The following is a 19,083-nucleotide window of genomic DNA, read 5'->3' on the forward strand; positions in this document are numbered from 1 at the left end:
CATCACTTACGAGGAGTCCATCATGGCAGTCGAGAACCCGATCGTTGACCTGCTGGTCGTGGGCGGGGGAACTGCGGGAATCGTGGGCGCCAAAACGGCGGCCGGGCTCGGAGCGCAAACCCTGCTGGTCGAACAGGCCCGCACCGGCGGTGACTGCCTGTGGACCGGATGTGTGCCGTCCAAGACCCTCCTCTCGGCAGCCGAACACGCCACGACAGCCCGCGCGCTGACCGGCCGACCCGCGGCATTCGCTGATGTACGGAAGCGCATCTTTGCCGCGATCGATACGATCGAGCCCGTCGACTCCCCGGACGCACTCGAAGCCGCCGGAGTTGAAGTCATCAAGGGCGCTCTGACGTTCCGCTCCCCCGGGGTGGCCGAGGTGGACGGCAGGACGATCCGCTTCCGGCAGGCACTGATCGCCACCGGTGGGGCCCCGGTAAGCACCGGCATCCCGGGCCTGGACCCGGAGGTTACCGTGACCTCGGACACGATCTGGGAACTCGCCACGCTTCCGGGGCGGCTGTCGATTGTCGGCGGCGGCCCGATCGCCTGCGAACTCGGACAAGCCTTTGCCCGCCTCGGATCCGAGGTCACCATGATCGTCCGCTCCCGGATCCTCCCTAAGGAAGATCCCGACGCCGTCGACCTCGTCCGGGACAGCCTGGCATCCGACGGTGTCCGCCTCCTGGAAAACACAACCGTCGAGAACGCGGTCGCCACGGGCACCGGATCCCGGCTCCTGCTTCGGGACGCTGCCGCCGTTGACGCCGACACGGTCCTGCTGGCCACCGGGCGCACGCCCCGGACCGCGGGTCTGGGACTGGAGCGGGTCGGGGTAAGCCTGGACAAGGACGGCCAGGTGATCACGGACACCCGGATGATGACCTCCAACCCGCTCATCTGGGCGGCGGGAGATGTGACCGCGAACCCCCAGTTCACCCACCTGGCCGGAGTCCACGCGTCTGTGGCGGCGTCGAACGCGGTGCTCGGGCTTAAACGCCAGGTCAGCGGCACCGTGCCGCGGGTGACGTTCACCTCCCCGGAGGTGGCCGCCGTCGGGCTCACCACCCCCGACGGCGGTCTGCAGCACCGCGCCCGGACTGTCCGCCATACCCATGTCGATCGGGCCGTCACGGAGGACACGACGGGCGGGTTCACCCGGCTGATCGTGGACCGGCGGGGAAAAATCCTGGGCGGCACGATCGTCGGCCCGCGGGCGGGGGAATCCCTCGCTGAACTGACCCTGGCCGTCCAGAAAGGGATGACCACCTCGGACATTGCCGGAACGACCCACCCCTACCCGACCTTTTCGGACGGGGTGTGGATTGCCGCCGTCGCCGACGTCAGGGAGCGTCTGGCGTCGCCAAGCATGCGCGGGGCAATGGCGGGGCTGGTCTGGTTCCGGCGCCGCTGGCTGGACCGGCCCGTACCTCGCCTAGGGACCGGTAGCCGGCGATGATCCGCTGGACGCCGCTGGCGGTCACTAAAAGCGCCCAGACAGCCGCGATTTCCCAGGCGGCACCCGGCAAGACCAGCCACAAGCTGTGTACGGCCACGGTCTCGGCGCCTTCAGTCAGGCCGCCCAGGAACGACAAGGACCGGCCGTCCCGGAGCTGGCGGCCGGTCTTTTCAGCGATGGAGGAGAAGGCCAGGAACGCCGTGCCGTTGATGTAGTAGGCGAAAAGGACCAGCAGGAACGGCAGCCACAGGGCACCGAAGCCCTCTGTCGCGCCGATCCCGACGCCGACCACTGTGGCGCCGTAGACGATGAAATCAGCGCAGATGTCCCAGAATCCGCCCCGCCCGGTGTCTTCAGTCCCCGCGCGGGCGTTCCGGCGCCGGGCCAGGGGGCCGTCGAGGCCGTCGGCCACCCGGCAGAGCAGCCACGCGGCCAGGGCCGGCAGCCACCATTGCACCGCCGCAAGGACCGCGCTGGCAAGGCCAAGAACCAGGTTCAGGCCCGTCAGCCGGTCCGGAGTGATCCACGGCCGGTCCAGCCAGCCGGCGGCCCGCCCCAGAGCTGGCTCCATGACCCGCCGCAACCGGGCATCAAACATCGGTGGCCCTGCCCTTCCGGCGTCGCCGGACCGCGACCGCCAGCCCGGCCACCGTGAGAATGCCGAGTGCCACGAGGGCAAGGTTGAGTTGCCATCCCGGCTGCAGGCCGAACGCACCCAGGGTCACGAAACTCACCGTTCCCGGAAGGATGCCGATGGCGGTCCCGAGGAAGTAGGGCCACCATCGGATGGAGGTCAGCCCGGCGGTATAGTTGATGGCCGTAAACGGCAGCACGGGTACCAGCCGGACACCGATCATGGCCGGCAGGCCGCGGCGCCGTAGCAGCTCATCGACTTTCTCCACCCGTGCCCCGGTGAATTTCTCCACCGCCTCCCGGCCCAGCCAGCGGCCCAGCCAGAACGCGGCGACGGACCCTAGGATCGCGGCGATAAAGACGACGGCGATTCCGCCGGCGAACCCAAAGACCAGCCCCGCGGCTACTGAGAGGACGTTTTTGGGCACCGGCGCCAGCGTCAGCACGGCGTAGCCCAGGATGAAAGCCGCTGGCCCCCACCAACCGGCGGTTCCGAAATAGCTCCGGATGTCCTCGACCGGCGGAAGCGGAACAACCAGCGCCACCACGGCGGCGGCGACGACGAGAACCAGCAGGATTCCGAGCCGAATCACGGCCCTGCGTCTGCTGCGCGGGAGAGAACCCGTCACGGGGCGTTACCCCCGACGGCGGCAGGGGCCCGGGTTTTGTCCTCGGCGGTGCGGATGGCCCAGGCGGCATTGACGAGGCCGATATGGCTGAAGGCCTGCGGAAAGTTGCCGAGCAGCTCGTTGCTGTCCGGGGCAACCTCTTCGGCCAGCAGTCCCAGTTCCGTGGCGAATCCCGCAGCCCGTTCGAAGACGGCCCGGGCGCGCCGGGGCTGTCCGGCCAGGGCCAGGGCATGGGCCAGCCAGAACGTGCACAGCAAGAATGTACCTTCCTCCCCGGCGAGCCCGTCGTCGCCCTGGTACCTGTACACCAGGCCCCGGCTGTCGGTGAGCCGTTCTTCGATGGCATCGATCGTCGCGAGCATCCGGGGATCATCGGCGGGCACGAACCCCACGATGGAGAGCATCAGGACCGACGCGTCGAGGTCTTCGGAGCCGTAGGCCTGAGTGTAGGCGTTGGCTGTTTCGTTCCAGCCGTTCATCCGGATCGAGTCGGCGAGCTGTGCCCGGGTCTGTTCCCAGCGGGGAACCCGGTCTTCGGCGCTCAGGACCCCGGCGAGGCCGATGGCCCGGTCCACGGCCACCCAGCACATCAGCTTTGAGTGAAGGTAGTGCCGGGGAGCGCCGCGGACCTCCCAGATGCCCTGGTCCATGGACTGCCAGCGAGATGCTGCCGCGTCGGCCGCGTCGGCAAGGAACTGCCGCGTCCCGGGGTCCAGATCATTCAGATACTCCGGGAGGGTCGCTGCGGCGTCGAGGAGTTCGCCGTAGACATCGAGCTGGCGCTGGTCCCAAGCGCCGTTGCCCACCCGGACGGGGGCGCTGTCGCGCCAGCCCGGAAGGTGGGCCAGTTCGCGTTCGGACAGGTCGCGTTCCCCGCCGACGCCGTACATGATCTGCAGTTCGTCCCCGCTGCTCAGCCGGCCAGCGGCCGCGGTTGCGAGGAACTGGAAAAACTTTCCGGCCTCATCCGGGCAGGCGGCCACCCACAGGGCCTGCAGGGTCATGCTGGCGTCCCGGATCCAGGTGTACCGGTAGTCCCAGTTCCGGGTGCCGCCGACCACCTCGGGCAGGGAGGTCGTCGGGGCTGCGACGATCGCCCCGGTCGGATAGAAAGTCAGTGCCTGCAGGATTCTGCCGCTGGAAGCGACCAGGTCATGCCAGGGTCCGTCGTAGCTCTGATGCATCCGGGACCAGCTGCCCCAGCCCTCCAGTGTGTCCACAAGCCGGCGCGCAATGTCCGGCTGGCTCCAGAACACCGGCGGTACCGGCCCTGCGTTGCGGTGGTGAAGCGCGAATCCCAGAACGTCTCCGGCCTGGAGAACTGGCTTCGCACGCGCTTGGCCATCATCGAGTTCGAAGGGGACCGGGGTGGAGAAGGCCAGCATGTCGGCCCCGCCGTGGACGAGGATTCCGCCGGCGGTGTCCTCAAGGAGCGGCCGGACGAGGCCGTAGTCCGGCCGCGGCGCGAAGACCACCTCCATCTCGACTTCGCCATCGACACAGTCCACCTGCCGCAGAATCGTGCCTGGAGCCCCGGCGCCGAGTTCGTGGCCCCGGTTCCCGTCTCCCAGCACCAGGGCGTCGGTGACTTTCACGGTCCCGCTTGCTGTGGTGTGGAGTGTTTCCAACACCATCGTCGGCCCGAGGTACCTCCGCTTCGAAGTGTGCGGGCCCGCGGGCCGGATCGCCCAATAACCCGCGTCCTCGCCCAGGATCCGCCCGAACACCGAGGGGCTATCAAAACGGGGGAAACACAGCCAGTCCACGGAACCTGCGGCGCTCACGAGCGCGGCAGAGCGGCAATCGGAAAGCATGGCGTAGTTGGCGATGGGCTCACTGGTCATCGGGACACCTGCCTGATTCACTCGAAACGGTCCAGTGCGTCTTCAATGGCGCGGTGGAAGGTCGGATAAGCGTAGATCATCCGCCGCAGTGTGCAGACCGGAATCCCGGCGTGGACGGCAAGAGCCAGGGCCGAGCACCTCTCCCCCGGCGGGCCTGGCAAATATCGCACCCACCAGAACCCCGTGATCGGCGTCTTCGACGAGTTTGATGAATCCCTGGTTTCCGGACCTGTGGAGCCAGCCGCGGGCGGACGCTGCCAGGTCGGTGAGACCGACAGGCACGTCTGCTATTCGGTGATTTGGATTTCTCTCCAGAAGGCGACGTAGTTGCTGTAATCCCGGCCCACCCGCTCCAGAGACGCGGGATACGGGTCTGGGTAGCTAAAAGCGCGGTCCGGCAGCAGGTTCGCGCCGTCGCTGATACTGAAGTACTGGCACCTCCCTTTCCACCCGCAGGTGTACGGTGTTGCACTGGCAATAAGCAGTGCTGAGTCGACGCTTTTGGGCGGGAAGTACCAGTTTCCCTCTATCTTGATCAGCTCGTCCCGGGGTGCGTCCGCAAGCACGATGCCGTTAAGTACTGCCTTCATGAGGGCGACCCTTTCGTGGTGAAATCGTTGTCCCCACGATTCTAGGTGCGACCCTCGTCCGAGTTCTGCGATCCGGGACACATAAGAGATGATCCGTGCGTTAGCCGGTGGCCTCCGGAATCGGACGTCCGACGGCGGCACCTGGGACCAGCCGATGTCGTGCAGCATGATCGCAGGAAGCACAACGGCGGCAAGTTCCCATATGGCCCGAGCCGTGGAGCACGCGGTCGGTGTTCACGGCGGCGAGCTTGCAGACGTCCCGAGAGCGGAGGCGACATGGTGTTCGCCCGCGTGGGCCGCGGCTCGAGACAGGCCGGTCAGAGTATATAGTTCATCAGGAGCATCTATATCAGTAGGTTATCAATGATGATCAACTAAGTCTTGGGCCCGGTAAATGATGTGAAATTACTCTCAGTTAGACGCATTGCGCGTGATACAGCTAACAGGAGAGTTGTCGATCCCGATGAATACCCGAATCGCCCCACTGAAACATGAAGACGGCGAGCCTCTAATCGCCACGGAACATCCTTAGAGCGCCCCCAAAGAAGGGATCGCGCCCGTCGCAGATCGCAAGGTCACCATTGCGAGCCTCGGGATCTTGGCCATTTTCGTGCTCGCCAGCCTGATATTCCCGAAAGAGTCTTCCGCCGCAATCAACGAGGGCTTCGCCTTCTCCGCCAAGTGGGTCGGCTTCTACTGGCAAGCACTGTTGCTGGCAACCCTTCTGTGCTCCATTGCGCTGGCGTTGACCCCTTACGCGAAGGCCCGGCTTGGGGGACCCGTTTCCCCGGACTACGGTCGCTTCAAGTGGGTTGCCATGATTATGTGCACCCTCCTCGCCGGCGGCGGAGTCTTCTGGGCCGCCGCGGAGCCGATTTCACACTATATCTCCAGTCCGCCGTATTTCGGTGAGCCCAGTGGCGATCCGACCGACGCAGCAAATATCGCGCTGGGGCAGACTTTTGTGCACTGGGGCTTCCTGGCTTGGGCCATTTTGGGTTCGCTCGGTGCCATTGTCATGACCCACGCCGTATCCAAGGGCATGCCGTTGCGGCCGCGCACGCTGCTTTACCCGGTCATGGGGCGCAAGGTGCTCAAAAGCTGGATCGGCACCGTGGCGGACGTGGTGTGCATCATTGCCGTGGTGGCCGGTACTGTCGGTCCGATCGGTTTCCTGGGACTCCAGGTCTCGTACGGACTTTCGCGGCTGTTCGGGGTTCCCAACAACTACGGCACGCAGCTGATCGTCATCGCGGTGCTCACCGGCCTGGCTGCCCTCTCGGTCTCCTCCGGCCTGAGCAAAGGCATCCAGCTGATGAGCCGACTCAATGTCTGGCTGGCACTGGGCCTCATGGCCGCCGTGTTGGTACTGGGCTCGGCCGCCTACATCTTCAAGTCCTTCGTCGGCGGCTTCGGCGTGTACCTGCAGAACTTCGTGGGCACCTCGCTTTATCAGGCGGACCAGGGGTGGGTCTCGGGCTGGACGGTCTTCTTCTTCGCCTGGTTCCTGGGCTATGCACCGCTGATGGCCATCTTCGTGGCCACCATTTCCCGCGGCCGCACAGTCCGTGAACTCATCCTGTTTACGGCGGTCCTGCCACCGATCGTCACTTGCTTCTGGTTCACTGTCCTCGGTGGCACCGGCATTATGTTCGAGCAGCAGAATCCTGGTTCCATTTCCGGGCCGCTGGCCAGCGACGGCCTGCCGGCCGTGGTGATGACCATTGCCGAGCAGTTGCCCTTCTCTGGAATTATTGCGACGGCGTTCCTGGTCCTCACCATCATGTTTGTGGCCACCACGGCGGACTCCATGTCCTTCAGCATTGCCCAATCGTGCACCATTGAGGGCGAGCCATCGACGAAGCTGCGCGCCGCCTGGGCTGTGATCATGGGCGTGGCAGCCGCGGTGCTGATCTCCATAGGCGACGGCGGGATCAGCGCGCTGCAATCCTTCATCGTCATCACCGCAGTTCCCGTGGGCTTCATCATCCTGCCGTCCTTGTTCGCGGCCCCGGTGTTCGTCCAACGCATGGCACTGGAGGAGGGAGTCCTTGACCGGCAGCCACGTGGGGTGCGGCCCTAACTGCGAAACCCGATACGACCTTTCCTGAAGAGCCTGCGATGGGCCCTCGGCATCATGCCGGGGGCCCTTTCGCCGGCCGCCGTCCTGCCGTGTGGCGGTCTTACACACCACCGGCTTCCATGAACCGTTCCACAAGCGCCGAATCCTGTCGGCCCTCGGCGCAAATCAGCGATACGCGTGAATAGGCCGCCTCATCGGACAGGTTCAGATAGGCCACGCCGGGGATCTGCAGCGCACGCAGCGACTCCGGGACAATGGCGATTCCAGTGCGGGCCGCCACGAGGCCCAGGATGGTGGGGAACTGGATGGCTTCCTGGGCGACCCGGATGTGAAACCCGGCCTGGATGCACAGGGCGGAAATCAGGTCGTAAAGCCGCGAGACCTGATGGCGCGGGAAAACCACGAAATCCTGCCCTGCGAGGTCCTTCAATGGGACGCTGGTCCGCTCGGCCAGTGGATGGGATTGCGGCACCGCAACGATCAACGGCTCACGTCTCAGTGCGGTGACGTGAATTCCTTCGATGGGCTCGATTTCCCGAACGATTCCGACATCCAGTTGGCCCTCCAACACCGCCTGAATTTGCCGTTCGGTGGTGTTTTCCTGGAGCTGGAACTGCACCTGCGGCCACTGCTCATGCAAGCGGTTGACCATTCCCGGCAACAGGAAGAGGGCAGCGGAGCTGACAAATCCAACCCGGAGGAGCCCCGTGCTGCCACGGGTGGCCAATTCCACTTGGCTTTCTGCGCGCTCCGCTTCTGAGATGACCCGGCGGGCTGCCTCGAGGAGCACGCGGCCCGTATCGGTGATCTCCACCGATCGGGTAGTGCGGACGAAGAGCTTGGTTTTCAGGCTTCTTTCCAGGCGTTGGATCTGCTGGCTCAGCGCCGGTTGGGCGATGTGAAGGCGGGCGGCTGCCCGGTTGAAATGCATTTCTTCGGCGACTGCGATGAAGTAGCGAAGCTGTCTCAGTTCCATAAACACTAAGTGTCTCTACTTATGAATCAATAGGCAATAAATACTTCTCTATGATAAGCGGCCGACGTATCGTGGATCACAGAGTCGACACACCGCAGCACACCGCAGCTAGAAGGCAGGAACCCCACCGTGAACACCACAACCACCCAAACCCTAGAACTCAAGCAGCTCATCAACGGCCAGTGGGACAGCGCAACAGGAGCCGAAGCCCACAGCTTCAACCCCGCCGACCCCGAAGAATTGGTTGCCCGCTACGCCACAGCCACCCCGCAAACGCTGGACGCAGCCGTCGCATCTGGCCGTGCCGCGCTGGCCGGCTGGGACCGGGTGGGAATCCTGGGCCGCGGACGCGTGCTGCGGCGTGCTGCCCAGCTCCTGGAGGAGCGCGGCGAAGACATTGCTGTGCTGATGACTCGCGAACAGGGCAAGACGCTGGCCGACTCCCGCGGCGAAGTCGGTGCCACCGTGGAGACCCTGTACTACCAGGCCGGCTCGGCCCGCCGCGCCGACGGCGTCACCTACCCGTCGGGCAATGCCGATGAATTGGTCCGTACCATCCGCCGCCCGGTGGGCGTGGTCGGGGTCATCACCCCCTGGAATTTCCCGCTCCAGATTCCGGCCTGGAAGATCGCACCGGCGCTCCTGTGGGGCAACACAGTCGTCTGGAAGCCGGCCAGCGATACCCCCGCCGTCGCCCTGGCCTTCGCCGAGATCCTCGTTGAGGCCGGCGTTCCCGCCGGTGTCCTTAACCTGGTCCTGGGCCCGGGCTCCCTGGGTTCGCGCCTGGTCGAACACGAGGGCATCGCCGCGGTGACCTTTACGGGTTCCGTTCCGGTGGGCCACCAGATCCGCGAACGTGTGGTGCTCCGTGGTGCGAAGCTGCAGATGGAACTTGGCGGGCACAATGCCGCCATCGTTATGCCGGATGCTGATGTTGCCAGTGCGGCGGCCGCCATAGTCGCGGCAGCCATGAGCAGCACCGGCCAGAAGTGCACTGCCACCCGCCGGATTATCGCCGTCGGAGATGTCCACGACCGTCTGGTCGAGGCTCTGGTGCCGCTGGTTAAAGCGCTGGTCTCAGGCCCGGGAACCGAGGCAACATCCGACATGGGCCCGGTGGTCTCAGCCCGTGCCCGACGCGACATTGAAGACGCGCTGTCCCAGGCCCAGGCCGAAGGTGCAACGGTGTTGGCCCAAGGTTCGAAGTCGGACGCTCCGGGGCACTACGTCCTGCCCACGCTGCTCGCCGGAACCGACGCCTTGACCATTACCCACGAAGAAGTGTTCGGCCCGATCGTGACGCTGATGCGCGTTGAGGACCTCGACGAGGCCATCACCTTGGCCAATGCCACCGAGTTCGGCTTGACCGCATCGGTCTTCACCAGCGACGAGCACGCAATCCGCCGCTGCCTCAACGAGGTGGTTGCCGGATTGATCAAGGTCAACGCACCGTCCACCGGTTCCGAGGTCCATGCGCCGTTTGGCGGTCTTCGCGATTCCTCCTTCCCGGCCCCGCGCGAACAAAACAGCGATGTTGCTGCGGACTTCTTCACCGAAACCAAGACAGCCTACGTACGCGTCGCACCGCAGGGACGTGCCTCGTGAGCACGCCTGCACTGACCAAAGGCATTGAGATGACCACGGAATCTGTGTTGCGTCCCTCAAACACCGTGATGGATCCGGTGGACATGGGCGGTGCCCGGGCCTCCCGGCACAGCTTCATTCGTTCGATGATCCGCCGCGCTGTGCGTGCCGGCTGGCAGATCGAACGCACCTACTTTGATGTCGACGCCCAAGGCCGCGGCGACGCAATCTATGAGGTCCGTGCGGAATCCCACCTGTGGAGCTTTGTGGCATTCTCGCAACGACTGAGCGAGTCAGAGCGTACCGACCGGGTGATCGCGAAGGCGTGGGACATCACCGCTGCTCTGGTTGAAGGAAGCGTGGATGCGGATCGCCTGGCCCGGATGCGGGCCCAGGTGCCGCTGCAGGAAGCCGGCCGCGCCGAGCAAGGATCCCTGATCTGGACCCGCGCCAACCGCAGCGAACGATTTTTCGAATACGTCGCGGACCGCTTGGCCGACGGAGAGCAGCCCGAGAGCGAAAAGTTTGGCGGCTCTCCCTACATCATTCGCAGCACGGCGTTCTACAGCAACGGAAAATGCGGACTGGCCGACTACGAAGGTTTCGAGGACGGCCACCCTTTGGCGGTTCCCTACCGGGCACACATGGTCACCGCCTGGCTCATGCGTGAATTCAGCTACGACTTGGTGGAGGCCTGCGCCGCAGCCCGCAACCCCCGGGCCGCAAGGCTCAGCGGGCCCTGGCGCCGCTACCTGGGCATGGGCAACGCCACCGGATTGGGCATGGTGCCCTACGCCATCAACCACCCCGAGGTCATCAACGCCTGGGCGCTGCTGCGGGAGATCCCTTTGGCTTCGGTCATCGCCCGCACCGTTGCACCCACAGAGGCAACAGTGCAGCGCGTCATGGATCTACTGAGCGAGTCAATCGACTATTTGGCCGAGCAGGCAGACATTCAGAGCGCGCCCTTCGCGGCAGGCCCCGAGTTGGCTGTACAGCTCGAAGAACTACTGGGTGAGCTGCGGTCGTGGGCGACCACAGGGCGCTTCACAGGGAAAGAAACCAGCCACATCTGGAAAGAACTGCATGATGCGGCGGCCCTGCGTGGACCGGGTTGCCGGGGCATGGTGGCCTCCGTGCTCACCGAACTCAGCGACGATCTGGATGAGAAAGTCGAAGCGCTGCTCCGCTGCGATGAGTCCCGCCGCATCGCCCCGGGTGACACCTGCGCCCGTCTGGCCCGGGGAATCGATGACGAATACTCCTGGACCGGGGCGTTCGACTTCTCCACTCCGACGGCGCAGCAGCACTTCTGGTTCTCCTCGGTGGACAACGAGGAGCCCCGGCGCGCCCGGCTGGGAGCGGACCCGGGAGAAAATGTTCAACACCCCGTGGATATTGCCCGGGCCGTGGCGAAACTACGCGCGGACTTGGCCGGTACTGATGAAGAGATGAGCGTGGGCGAGTTCCTGCTGTCCCATCCCTGGCATCGTGCGACCGTGGCCCGTGTGCAGAACGTCGGCAAGCTGACCTATGGCGAGGTGCGGGACAACCTGTTGGATGCGGAATTCCTGCCGCTGAATCTCCAGCGATTCCAGCTCGCGGTCTACGGCATGGAGAATTACACCCCGCAGTCCACCGACTGGCTGCGCGTGACCCTGATGGCCGGGGCGCCGCGCATCGCGGACCTGGCGTCCGGGGATGCCGATGATTCGTGGATGTTCACCCTTCGGCCCCGGGAGGCGGCAGATCATGTCTAACTTCCAGGGTCCGGCCACTGTCGTCGACGGGCCACAAATTGAGACGGTCCAGAGCCATTCGGCGTTGGACCCGGGGAACCGACAGGACGCCGCTGGCCTTCATGCCGCGGCCACCATCGTCGACGGCCTGCAAATCAACAATTGGGACCGAGGCGTCCTGGAGGAACTGCGCGCCGGCGGCATCAGCGGAGTCAACGCCACCTGCGCGGTCTGGGAGGGCCCGGCCGATACCCTCAAGGCCATCGGGGACTGGTATCAGCTCGCTGTACAGAATCCCGACCTGATGGTGCTGGCCCAGAATAGCCAGGATATTCGCCAGGCCAAACTGGATGAGCGCGTCGCGGTGCTGCTGGGATTCCAGAACACGAGCTCCTTCGGGGATGACTTCCGCCTGGTGGAGGTCTTCCACAAGCTGGGAGTGAAGATCGCCCAACTGACCTACAACATCCAAAACCTGGTCGGCGGAGCCTGCTATGAGCCCGAGGATTCCGGCCTGACTCGGTTCGGTCGGACCATCGTGTCGGAAATGAACCGCGTGGGCATGCTCATCGACCTCTCACATGTGGGCAACCGGACCTCCCTGGATGCGGTCGAGGCTTCGATTGCCCCGGTGGCCATCACCCACTCGAACCCCACCTGGTTTGTGGAGAATCCGCGCAACAAGCCCGACGAAGTCATCCGTGCGGTCACCGACAAGGGCGGAATGCTGGGCTGCTGCCTTTACCCGCTTGTCATTGGCGGGAAGAAAACGACCCTGGACCAGTTCTGCCAGATGATCGCTCGCCTCGTTGATGAGCTGGGACCCGAGCGGGTTGGTTTGGGCAGTGACTGCACGCGCAACTGGGACGAGAACTATGTTGGCTGGTTGCGCAATGGCCGCTGGCAGCCCCCGGGGGACAACAAGCCCCTTTGGCCCGAATGGCCCGAGTGGTTTGTCGGACCCGAGGATTTTCCCCGATTGACCGATGGGCTGGTCAAGGTGGGACTCGACGAAAAAACTATTCGCGGCGTGCTTGGTGAGAACTGGCTGCGCCTCTTCGACGATGTTTTCCCCGGAAGGAAGATCTGATGACCGTTATGACCGAGAAAGTAGCAACGATGGAAACCAGCGGTTCGGCGCCCGTGGTGCGTCTGGCTATGCGGGAAGTGCGTGAGGCCGCATACCGCGCGCTCATGGCCCGCGGAGCAAGCAATGCCGAGGCACAGGCAGCAGCCCGGCAGGTCCTTTTCGCCGAGGTGCACCATGGCACCGGATTGGCGACCCTGGCCTCGTGGCTGCGGGAGGCATCGTGGGCGTTGGATGCATTGACGTACATCCGCTCGACGACTCCCGCCGGGCAGAGCTTCGCGGTGGACTCCGGTTCGCGCTGCGATGCGCTGGTGCACGGGGTATTGCTGGTTGATGTGGCCAGCACCGGAGTCGGCAGCGAGGTGTTGTGCAACGGCGTCGAACACGATTCGCATCTGCTTGACGAGGCTCTGCTGAATGCCGCCGCGAGCTCAGGCTTCACGGTGGTGCACCGCAGCGCCGGCGATGCGAACCGCACCACGTTCGCCACGCCTGCCGGAGACCTGGGCACTGGTTTCAGCGCGGCGGGCCAAGCCGCACCGCATGATGCCCCTGCGGCGGGACACGGTTCGCGCTTCTATACGGCCGATACCGCCCCTGAGGGGACCTTTGTCGTATCAACAACGGCCGAACGGGACCTGAAGCGAGCCGAGACCGCCCATGCCGGAATACTCGTGAACGCCGAAACCTGGGCCGAAATCCGCACCGTGGCGGCCGGCTACCTGGTGGCTGACGCATGAGCGGGATCCAGCGTCGTTGGCACGAAGACGGAAAACCGCGCCCCTACACGGCATCGGCAACGTTTGGAGGAGTCGTCTGGGCCTGTGGGCAGGTTCCGACCATGGCCGACGGATCCACTCCCAAGTCCCTGCGTGACCAAGTGAATGTAGTGTTCGACAACTTGGAAAGGGTCCTCGCTGATGCCGGGGCCAATCTATCCAGCATCCTGAAGATCACAGTCTTCCTTGCGGATTTGGACGAATTTGATGAATACAACGCAGCTTATCTGGAGCGTTTCGGCGATTGCGTGCTCCCGCCACGCACCACCGTGGAGGTTTCGCGGTTCCGTGGGGAAAAGCGCATTGAAATGGACGCAGTCGCAGCAGCTATTTAACTCACTATTCCGGAACGGTGTCCTTTGAAGCCAAAAGGTGCCACAGCCCGCCGTCGTGATCGACCGGTGGCCGCCAGTGGGACGGCCACCGGCGTCCAGGCATGCGGGACGAAGATCAGTTCGGTCTTGTGACCGCATCGGGAGGACTTGGTCAAATCGCCAGTCCAGCAATCCTCGTTGCCCTGTAACGCGCTGATAACGCTGCGGTAGCAGAATTGAGTCAGCAAACACTGTAGAAAGTAAGCTCAGGAGCCTTCGTCAGTAGGAGAACCGCGGACGTCATGCTCAGGACAACAGCCGCGTCTGGGCCGTCCGGTGCACCGCGCGGCTCCGTCGCTTCAGGCGGGACGTCGCTCTCGCTTCTGGCCCTGGGGGCTATCAACAACGGAGGCTGGACGGCCAACGTGGCAGGACCCCTATCCCAAGGATGGAGTGGCCGGGATCGTGCTGGGGTAGCTGCTATTTCAGAATCGCTGCTGAATTTCGTGGCCCCGGCGATTTCCGCTTCCACTTGACCAATGGAGTCGCGATGACATACGTCGGCCACATCCTCCTCGATGTGCCCGCGAAGAATCCATCCCTCGGATTCACTCAGATTGCGCAGGCACTGTCCCAGATCGTTCAAACCAGTGAGCCTCGTTTCGCCGTTGGCATCTTCGGCGGCTGGGGTTCTGGTAAGAGCACGCTTATGGATGAGATCGAACAGCTCATTGCCCAAGATGAGACTGCGATCATCGTCCGATTTAACGCATGGCGATATGAACGCGAATCGCATCTCATCGTTCCGCTCCTCGACACGATAAGGTCATCTCTCGCTGAATGGGCAACCCAGGTGGAGCACGCAGCGCAGCAAACCAAAATGAGAGAAATTACGCGGCAGATCGGGCAGGTTGTGAGGGCCCTCGTTCGCTCGACAAGAATTGAAATTGGCGTTCCCAGTGGACCCACGTTGTCCCTTGATCCGGGAAAAGCCCTAGACGAGTTCGTGGCTCATCCTGACGATATTGGCGCCACCGCACAGTCCCTCTACTTTGGAGCCTTTCAACAGCTGACGTCGGCTTTTTCTGACGTGCGGGAAGCTGGGCTGTCGCGGATTGTCGTGTTTGTCGATGACCTCGACCGCTGCCTCCCGCAGCAATCACTAACTGTCTTGGAGTCGATGAAGCTATTCTTCGACATGCCAGGCTTCATCTTTGTCGTAGGGCTTGATGAACGCGTGGTCGAATCGGCGGTCAGGACGAAGTTCGCAGGGCAACCTGGAGGACTGAACATTGATCGACAGCTGGAGCGGGACTATCTGAAGAAAATGTTCCAAGTCCCATACACACTTCCCCCGTTGATGGCTGGCCAGCTGGACGACCTTCTGCAATGGCTCATCGTTCACGGCAAGCTGGCTCCTGAGCAACAGATCGACCTCAACGTACGGGTACGCAAATATCTGAGGTATGTAGCCACAGAAGGCCGAATAAATCCCCGAGAAGTCAAGCGCTACATCAATGCCTACACGCTCAACCGAATGGTCCGCCCGGATCTGGAGCCCGACACAATGCTCGCACTTCAGACAATTGACTTCCGCGGCGACTGGGAGCAGATCTATGAAGAGGTGGTACTGGCTGAACCTGACGTATTCGTCGACACGCTGAAGAGGTTCCGATCAGGTGAGGATACCGCTTTCGAAGACATTTGGCGCGACGTCGGAGTATTACCCCATGAATTCTCTAGTTTCCTTCGGTCCAGCGAGGCGCAGACTCTATCGGATACACCCGATTTAGGACGCTACCTGTCGTTGATGGAAACAACCAGGAGTACTGCGCCATGGATTACTGATGCAATGCGCGACGTCGGATTACTAAGGGCGCATGTCAGAGACCTCGACTCTGGCCTGATATTCGGCTCTGCAAGCGCCCGCGATACCGCTGTGCAGGTGAAGGACACTCTTGGGCGGCTGTCGAGCTACACAATGACGCCGGACCGCCGCAGCCGGCCTCTGGACAGGTTGTATGAACTGATCAACATTCTTGCCCCTTCCGGCAGCTCCGATAGTCCACCCCAAGGGACAACATCCCAACAAATCGAAGATTGGCGCAAAGCGGCGGGCGCGGCGATCGACGCCATGCAAACGGAACTCCGCGACATTAGGCAGGCATCGGCTTTTAGCCGCTGACCAACCCCCGGGGTTTTGAACCCGCCACCCACTCAAACCCGCCAGCTACTTTGAGAGGATGAGCTTCCGTGGGGTGACGGTGAGGCGGATGCCTGCGTGGACTCCAAGCAGGGCTTTAGCGAATTCTGGGACGTCGATGCGTCCTTGCCAGCGTTCGGGTGTGCTGTCGGTGTCCTTCAGCTGATCATCGTGGCCGGGGTTCCAGTCACGGAGAGCGGTAGGAATGGTACTGTTCCACGCGGCCCATGCTTTGGGCAGCGGCCGGCCTGCCGATGGCGCTTCGATGTCAACTAACAGGGTGTCCTGCCAGTCCTCGGTCTGTTCCATATGGTCGTCAAAGAAGAAATGTCCTTCCTTTTCGGTGATGGACATCAGCCGAAGTTTGAGCGCATGACGCAACCGGGGCACTTCCCTGCCTCCCACTCGCGGACGGGGTGCTTTCGACGAAAGGAAGGTCGTCAGCAGCGGCACGGGTGAGTCTATGGGGTCCCCTTCTTTCCAGTGCTCGATCTGGACGGGACAGAAGTGGGCGGCGCTTTGCTCATGGACCAGGACGGGTAGACCCCTTATGGCCAGTCCGACGTCGAGCTGGAACTCAACCTCGGGTGGGGCGGCCCTGCCGACAGTAAAGCCCACGAGCTCCACCTGGATTTTGAGGTCCCCGAAGAGGAACCGCTGAAGGTTCTGGTAGCCCTCCTCTGAATTAACGATGCCGTAGCGTCCGCTGTGGCTGCGATGCACCACGGCCAGCGGTGCCCCGCGAACCGCGGCGTTGTCGATCTGGACGAGGCCGTCGCTGCGGGCTCCTACCGCCTTAGAGGACAGACCGAACGCCACGTCGTAGTCCTCTGGATTCGAACCGACCAAGCAGAACAGTTCGTCCACCGGAAACCCGTCATCTGGGAGTTCTGTCGGTTTGAAGTCGTCGCGCGTCCGCGCCCGTCTCAATGCTGCCGGCGTGAGGTAGTCATACATCCGGTCGGGGCCGAAGACGTCTGTCCCCTGGATTCCTGTGGCGTCGCGGATGCGCTCAAAAATCCCGAAACCTATTGCGAAGCGGATTCCCCCATGCGGCGTGGCGTACGTGAACACCCTTGCCACATACCTGTTCCCGGCGGCTGGGTCGATCTCCCCGCCTACGTCGGCGAGGGCTTCCGGGATGACCCGCTGCAGGAGTGAGCGACAGATCAGCCCACCCATGGAGTGCGCAACGAGAAAGACCCTTGGCGCACCCGTCTTCTCCAACACCAGCTTGATCAGGTTGAACAGGCTGCGGGCGGCGTTCTCGAATGAAAAACTCTCCGGCTCTTCCGAAAACGAATCTGCAGATCCATCATAAAAACGATGGATCCACACGGACGCCGAATTTACAGTGCCGGCTTCCACGCTGTTCAGGAAAGTCCACTGATCCCCGTGAACGGGTACCTCATATTTGTGGTCCGTTACCAGCCGCAGCATCGGGGATTCAAACTGGTGGAATTTCGCCCTTCCGTTGCTGTCAGCACGGACATGTACCGATCCCTGGCTGAAGCCATAAAAGGGATCGTCCACGGCGCTGTTTATAGCCGATCCGCTGCCTGCGAAGCCCCGGACATAAATCACTGGGAGCCTGCCGTCGTCGCCCGGGTAGCCCATCTTGTATTCCTTTTCCAAAAACGGATGCACCTGCCAGGAAGCACTGAGGTGCACGGTTATGTGGTGAGTTGATCATGGAGGCGTTACGGCGGCGTTACCGGCAGACCGTGGAGGCAGCGTTAATGAACCGTGAACCCTGGCACAAGACGTGTCTCCAGCTCACGGTCGTAACGCAGCAATAACGAGGTCACGCTGTACTGGGTTCAAATGTGAAACAGCCTGCTGGGAGTCAGTTATGAGGCAGACACTGCACAGCGTGGTGGCAAATTGACACGAGCGGCTCAGCTGAATCTTGAGCCATTATTTCGCAAAGGTAGGCCAACTCCTGATAGTTCTGCAGCAGGTTCGTAACAGCCAGAAGAAGTGGACTACTTTGAACAGGTCAGGCATCTCGCAGGCTGGTAGGGATTGGTTTGGGTGCCTGAAAATCCGGACGCTCCAAATGGATGAGGTTAAAGACGGGGAGTGGATGGCTATCATGATCAAATCATCAGCAAATGGCTTGAGTCCGGTCACACTATGAGTTTCCGGGCGAGAATAACTTACAGACAAACTCCGGGTATTGCCCAAAGCGCGGTGTCCACCGCTGACCCCGACGAGGTCCTACGAGTGGTGCAAGGCTGGCTCGCCGGTCAGCCAGGAAAAGCTGGCCGGTAGGCGCTCCTCCCTTGCCCGGGCTTGGCGGTCAAGGGCGCCAGCTAGGAGACTTTTGACGGAATCGGAAGGCAGGAGACCCATGTCCTCCTCAAGTTTCCCCCGGTACCGTTCGTAGGCGCTAAGCGCCGCGGCGGGATTGCCCTGCCGCATCTCCGCAGCGATGAGAAGCCCCACCGCTTTCTCATATAGCGGCTCAAGCTCCAACGCGGCTTCTGCCGCTGCCCCTGCCACCTCAGAATTACCCCGGGCGAGTGACAGACGCGAAATTGCCGTGAAAGCGCGAAGCCGATCTTGCCGCAGCCTGCTCTGTTCAAAAATCACCCAGTCCTCATACCAGCCCGGAAGCACCTCCGCATCACGCAACTCATGCAACGAGGAGGCAACGTCGTCGTCAAACCCGGCCTGGCCCAGGGCACGGATCCGGGCGCGTATCCGATGCAGGTCCACCTCAACGTGATCGGTCAGGGACAGCATCGCGCCCGCATTGACCATCAAATCGGGCACCTGACGTGAAATTAGGTGAACAGTCACACGCAGACTCTCCAGCGCCCGGGCATCAGGATACTCCGGCCACAACTGGCCAACGAGATAACTGCGGAGGCTCGGACCCCGGATGGCCAGCGCCGCGATAAGGCGCTGCTGACGTGTTGCAACATGAAGGACCACCGCGCCCCGGCGAAGCCGCCACGACCCAAGTAGATCCAATTTCAATTCTCCATAGCCGTCGTCGCCCATGGAACCCTGATTCCGGTTCGGTCTGAAGTGTTTAGAGCAGGTAAAACGAGGATCCCCAAAACGCTGGATAATGTCAATATGCTTGGCTTCCAATTTTTATTGTCGAGAGCTGACTATCCGAAAAAACCATCGTCAAGCCAGTCAACGG

Annotated in this window: 15 protein-coding genes; 8 read left to right on the top strand and 7 right to left on the bottom strand. The window is 62.8% G+C overall.

Annotated elements, in window-relative coordinates; all coding sequences use genetic code 11:
- Nucleotides 1-22 precede the first annotated feature (22 nt).
- Nucleotides 23-1,462 (top strand): NAD(P)/FAD-dependent oxidoreductase, encoded by a 1,440-nt coding sequence (locus ACQCSV_RS11365; RefSeq protein ID WP_354154833.1) that lies wholly within the window; start codon nt 23-25, stop codon nt 1,460-1,462.
- On the opposite strand, the gene ACQCSV_RS11370 is transcribed toward ACQCSV_RS11365, so the two are convergent.
- The 4 genes from ACQCSV_RS11370 to ACQCSV_RS11385 form a co-directional block, all read right to left on the bottom strand.
- Entirely contained in the window at nt 1,347-2,060 is a 714-nt protein-coding gene (locus tag ACQCSV_RS11370; protein ID WP_354223954.1) for a CDP-alcohol phosphatidyltransferase family protein, read from the bottom strand. The two genes, ACQCSV_RS11365 and ACQCSV_RS11370, sit on opposite strands and share 116 nt — an antisense overlap.
- The gene (locus tag ACQCSV_RS11375; RefSeq protein ID WP_354154835.1) at nt 2,053-2,688 is read right to left on the bottom strand and encodes a TVP38/TMEM64 family protein; all 636 of its coding nucleotides are present in this window, start codon (nt 2,686-2,688) and stop codon (nt 2,053-2,055) included. Before ACQCSV_RS11375 ends, ACQCSV_RS11370 begins: the two co-directional genes overlap by 8 nt.
- A 32-nt stretch (nt 2,689-2,720) precedes the next feature.
- Nucleotides 2,721-4,568 carry a glycoside hydrolase family 15 protein gene (locus ACQCSV_RS11380; protein WP_354154836.1) on the bottom strand — a complete coding sequence of 616 codons (1,848 nt, stop codon included), beginning with the start codon at nt 4,566-4,568 and terminating at the stop codon, nt 2,721-2,723.
- Nucleotides 4,569-4,855: 287 nt separating this feature from the next.
- On the bottom strand, nt 4,856-5,158 hold the full coding sequence (locus tag ACQCSV_RS11385; protein ID WP_354154837.1) for a DUF427 domain-containing protein: 303 nt from the start codon (nt 5,156-5,158) through the stop codon (nt 4,856-4,858).
- 550 nt (nt 5,159-5,708) lie between these two features.
- Between ACQCSV_RS11385 and ACQCSV_RS11390 the strand changes: the two genes are divergently transcribed.
- On the top strand, nt 5,709-7,241 hold the full coding sequence (locus ACQCSV_RS11390) for a BCCT family transporter (RefSeq protein ID WP_426939558.1): 1,533 nt from the start codon (nt 5,709-5,711) through the stop codon (nt 7,239-7,241).
- 100 nt (nt 7,242-7,341) lie between these two features.
- Here the strand turns inward: ACQCSV_RS11390 and ACQCSV_RS11395 are convergent, their stop codons facing one another.
- Nucleotides 7,342-8,217 carry a LysR family transcriptional regulator gene (locus tag ACQCSV_RS11395; protein WP_354154838.1) on the bottom strand — a complete coding sequence of 292 codons (876 nt, stop codon included), beginning with the start codon at nt 8,215-8,217 and terminating at the stop codon, nt 7,342-7,344.
- Nucleotides 8,218-8,346: 129 nt separating this feature from the next.
- Here ACQCSV_RS11395 and ACQCSV_RS11400 point away from each other — a divergent pair, with 129 nt between their 5' ends.
- From ACQCSV_RS11400 to ACQCSV_RS11425, 6 genes are all read left to right on the top strand, one after another.
- Entirely contained in the window at nt 8,347-9,822 is a 1,476-nt protein-coding gene (locus tag ACQCSV_RS11400; protein WP_354154839.1) for an aldehyde dehydrogenase family protein, read from the top strand.
- Nucleotides 9,819-11,561: a hypothetical protein gene (locus tag ACQCSV_RS11405; protein ID WP_354223956.1), complete on the top strand. Its 1,743-nt coding sequence runs from the start codon at nt 9,819-9,821 to the stop codon at nt 11,559-11,561. Before ACQCSV_RS11400 ends, ACQCSV_RS11405 begins: the two co-directional genes overlap by 4 nt.
- Nucleotides 11,554-12,630, top strand: coding sequence for a membrane dipeptidase (locus ACQCSV_RS11410; RefSeq protein WP_354154841.1), 1,077 nt, complete (start codon nt 11,554-11,556; stop codon nt 12,628-12,630). Before ACQCSV_RS11405 ends, ACQCSV_RS11410 begins: the two co-directional genes overlap by 8 nt.
- Complete coding sequence (locus tag ACQCSV_RS11415) at nt 12,630-13,370, top strand: hypothetical protein (protein ID WP_354154842.1); 741 nt, start codon at nt 12,630-12,632, stop codon at nt 13,368-13,370. Before ACQCSV_RS11410 ends, ACQCSV_RS11415 begins: the two co-directional genes overlap by 1 nt.
- Nucleotides 13,367-13,744, top strand: coding sequence for a RidA family protein (locus tag ACQCSV_RS11420; RefSeq protein WP_354154843.1), 378 nt, complete (start codon nt 13,367-13,369; stop codon nt 13,742-13,744). The genes ACQCSV_RS11415 and ACQCSV_RS11420 overlap by 4 nt, the downstream gene beginning before the upstream one ends.
- A gap of 529 nt (nt 13,745-14,273) precedes the next feature.
- Nucleotides 14,274-15,908, top strand: coding sequence for a KAP family P-loop NTPase fold protein (locus ACQCSV_RS11425; protein ID WP_426938423.1), 1,635 nt, complete (start codon nt 14,274-14,276; stop codon nt 15,906-15,908).
- A 45-nt stretch (nt 15,909-15,953) separates the two neighbouring features.
- Here ACQCSV_RS11425 and ACQCSV_RS11430 read toward each other — a convergent pair whose 3' ends face one another.
- Nucleotides 15,954-17,597 carry an esterase/lipase family protein gene (locus ACQCSV_RS11430; RefSeq protein ID WP_426938424.1) on the bottom strand — a complete coding sequence of 548 codons (1,644 nt, stop codon included), beginning with the start codon at nt 17,595-17,597 and terminating at the stop codon, nt 15,954-15,956.
- 549 nt (nt 17,598-18,146) lie between these two features.
- Nucleotides 18,147-19,028, bottom strand: a complete 882-nt coding sequence (locus ACQCSV_RS11435; protein WP_426938425.1) for an AfsR/SARP family transcriptional regulator — start codon at nt 19,026-19,028, stop codon at nt 18,147-18,149.
- Nucleotides 19,029-19,083: the final 55 nt, after the last annotated feature.

This window comes from Pseudarthrobacter sp. S3, from assembly GCF_050156905.1.
In the GTDB taxonomy this organism is placed as follows: Bacteria; Actinomycetota; Actinomycetes; order Actinomycetales; family Micrococcaceae; genus Arthrobacter.